This is a genomic window from Halanaerobium sp., from assembly GCF_003070835.1.
On the sequence record NZ_QBLR01000366.1, the window covers coordinates 1 to 3,201 of the forward strand.

At 33.1% G+C, this 3,201-nt stretch carries 3 protein-coding genes and 1 pseudogene; 1 reads left to right on the plus strand and 3 read right to left on the minus strand.

All coding sequences use genetic code 11. The annotated features are described in order from the left end of the window. Positions 1-262: pseudogene (locus CI949_RS19065) on the plus strand (alpha-glucan family phosphorylase); the annotation flags it as partial. 206 nt (positions 263-468) lie between these two features. Here CI949_RS19065 and CI949_RS19070 read toward each other — a convergent pair. The 3 genes from CI949_RS19070 to CI949_RS19080 all read right to left on the minus strand — a co-directional run. Beyond that, entirely contained in the window at positions 469-1,020 is a 552-nt protein-coding gene (locus tag CI949_RS19070) for a DJ-1 family glyoxalase III (protein ID WP_089656030.1), read from the minus strand. Between the two features lie 19 nt (positions 1,021-1,039). Beyond that, the gene (locus CI949_RS19075) at positions 1,040-2,419 is read right to left on the minus strand and encodes a mechanosensitive ion channel family protein (RefSeq protein ID WP_073156509.1); all 1,380 of its coding nucleotides are present in this window, start codon (positions 2,417-2,419) and stop codon (positions 1,040-1,042) included. Positions 2,420-2,504: 85 nt separating this feature from the next. Beyond that, positions 2,505-3,201, minus strand: a 697-nt coding sequence (locus CI949_RS19080) for an inorganic phosphate transporter (protein ID WP_290769346.1), incomplete at its 5' end; no start/stop codon positions are given.

Here is a 3,201-nt window from a genome sequence, read left to right on the forward strand (position 1 = left end):
TATTCTTGATGGCTGGTGGGTTGAAGGCTGTGAGCACGGAATTAATGGTTGGCAGTTTGGAGACGGTTATGTAGGTGAAGGTCAGGATGAAAGTGATCTCTACGCACTCTATAGAGTCTTATTAAATGAAGTTGTTCCAACTTTCTACGGCAATAAAGATCGCTGGAAAGATATGATGATGGAAAGTATTGCTACAACTTATGAAAGATTCTCTGCTAAAAAGATGTTAGAAAGATATTATTCTGAAATGTATAATAAATAAATAATAAAATTAAGGCCTGTCCTAACTCGCTTCGCTCTGATGACCTCGATGGTCAAATACAGAGCCGACCTTTCGTTATAAAACGAAGGCTTAGTGAAACATGGGACAGGCTTTTCTTAATTTATTTGCTTTTAGTCTGCAACCTTAAACTATGCTTGTAACGGTTTGTTTAAATGGGGAGTGCCCCAGACGCTACGACTAAATTGCTACTTGCTTTTAACAAGCATTGATTTTTGTAATTCCTCTTTTGTTTCCTCGTCCAATAAATATTCCACAATAGTCATTACAAATTCCATGGCAACTCCTGGGCCTCTGCCGGTGATCAGATTACCATCAATTACAACTCTATCCTCCTGGTAGTTACAGGAAGGCATATCTTTATCAAAACCAGGATAACTGGTTGCCTTTTTACCGTCTAAGATCCCTGCAGCCTCCAAAACAATTGGTGCTGCACAAACTGCTGCACATAACTTATTTTCTTCATTCAATTTCTTTATTATATTACGCAGTTCATTACTGTCACGCAAATTAGCAGCTCCCGGCATTCCACCAGGTAAAACTACAGCATCTAAATCAGCAGTATCAATCTCAGAAATCACAGTATCAGCTTCAACCTTTATGCCGTGATCACCTTCTATATTTTTACTGCCAATACCTGCAGTTATAACATCAAGTCCTGCTCGTCTTAAAACATCAATATTGGTAACTGCTTCAATTTCTTCAAAACCTTCAGCCAACGGAATTAAAATCTTTGCCATAAATTAGCCTCCTATTTTATTATTCTAAATTATCTTTGGCTTCTTCCTTATCATCATTATCTGCTTTATCTTCATTTTTTTTCTTTTCTACCATTTTAGTCTCATTCAAATATTTTGTTAAATCATCTGGTAATGATTTTAAATGATAATCTCTTTGTGGAAATGGTATTTCAATTTCATTTTCTTTAAAATGATCCCAGATAGACAATAAAACCTGACTACGGATATTCTGAATTCCATTCCTGGGATCACTAATCCAAAAACGAATCTCAAAATTAACTGAATTGTCACCAAAACCCATTAAAAGCACATTCGGTTCGGGTTTGCTTAAGATTCTATCTTTTTCTTCAATAGCTTTCATCATTAATTCCTGGACCAGCCTTAAATCACTGTTATAAGAAACACCAACTTCAGCATCTACTCTTACTAATTCATCACTGTAAGACCAGTTTATTACTTCTTTCGTAATAAAATCTTCATTTGGAATTAAAAATTCTTTACCAGAACGAGTAACAACTGAGACAAAGCGGGTATCTAATTTTTTAACCCAGCCATAAACATTTCCGATTTCAACTACATCACCAGGTTTAATTGATTTATCTGCTAAAATTATAATCCCACTGATAAAATTGGATACAATCTTCTGCAAACCAAAACCTAAACCAACACCAATAGCACCACCAAGGAATGCAAAAGCACTAAGGTCAATTCCAACTGCACTAAGGGTAAATAAAATTGCCGAAGTAAAGATTAAAAATTTAGCTATTTTATTTAATAATACCTTAACTGATGGAGTTAAATCATCACTTTTATCTATCCTTCCGGTTACCAAACGGCTTATCTTACCTGCAAGCCAGAATAAAATACTAAATATGATAACCGCCTTCATAATTAATAATAAAGAAATACGCAGGTTACCGCTGTTAAATGCTAAACTATCCAAGAAATTTATTGTTTCCTGATAGATGTTTAAAATTCTTAGAGCGGCAATTATCCAGATTAAAGCTGATAAAAATCTAAACATTTTATTTCTTGGAAAAAACAAAGTAATAGTTTTTACTACCAACCAGGCTGAAACTAAGTTCCCAAAAATACTTATAACCACTACAGGTAGACCAAAAGCTGCTGCAGTAACATAATATACTCCAATTAAAATCATTAAAATCAAAGGAAATAATAATTGATCAATTATTCTAGTCTTTTTTCGTTGTTTTAAAGCCTTAATTTTATCTAATAATTCATCAACATGTTTATATAAAATTTTAGATAAAAAATAGGCAGCAGCTATCATAAAAATAAAAATTACTAACTCAATTAAATTACTCCAGACCAAAAGATAATTTTCAATCTTATCTATAATAAGCTGTCCATATTCTTCTATTTGTATATCTTCGAGCATTAGATCACCTCATTAGATTCTACTATCATAATTATATTTTTATTTAATTCTTTAAGATTTAACAAAAGTTATCACTTTTAATTTTTTAAATAACTGAACGAATAAAAACATTCTGCATGAAAAATAGTAGTATAAATGAAATTAAAGCTGCTGTAATTGGTGTTAATATCCATCCTACTCCGATTTTACCCAGTAATTTAAAATTAATATTTCTACCACCTTTGGCAAGACCTAAACCTAAAACTGCTCCCACTACTGCTTGTGAACTGGAAACTGGCACTAGTGGTAAAGATGGCAGATTTAGCATTACTAAAAAATCTTTTAAAGTCGAGGATGCAAAGACAAAAAGTGTTGTAGAGCTTGCTAAAACAACAATAAAAGCCCCAATTGGAGAAATATCCATGATGCTTGATCCAACTGTAAGCATAACCCTTTTTGAATAGGTAACAACCCCAACTGAAATAGCAATTCCTCCTAAAAGAAATAACTGCTGTGCTCCTGTAAAGGTAAGTAAGCCTAAATTATAATTTGGTACTTCCATGATCCCGGTAAAGACGCCCATTACATTTGCAATATTATTAGCTCCCAGTGAATAGGCACCAAAAGCACCAACAATTAAAAGCCCCCAACGTGTATAAAAATCAAGATGAAGCAGGTGTATTTTAGCTTTATTGAGGCTCTTTTTAAAAATAAAATATAAGATTACTGCAAAAAAGCCTGACAAAATAGGTGAAAATATCCAGGCACCAACAATTTCTCTTAAAACATCTAAATCTGTCGCA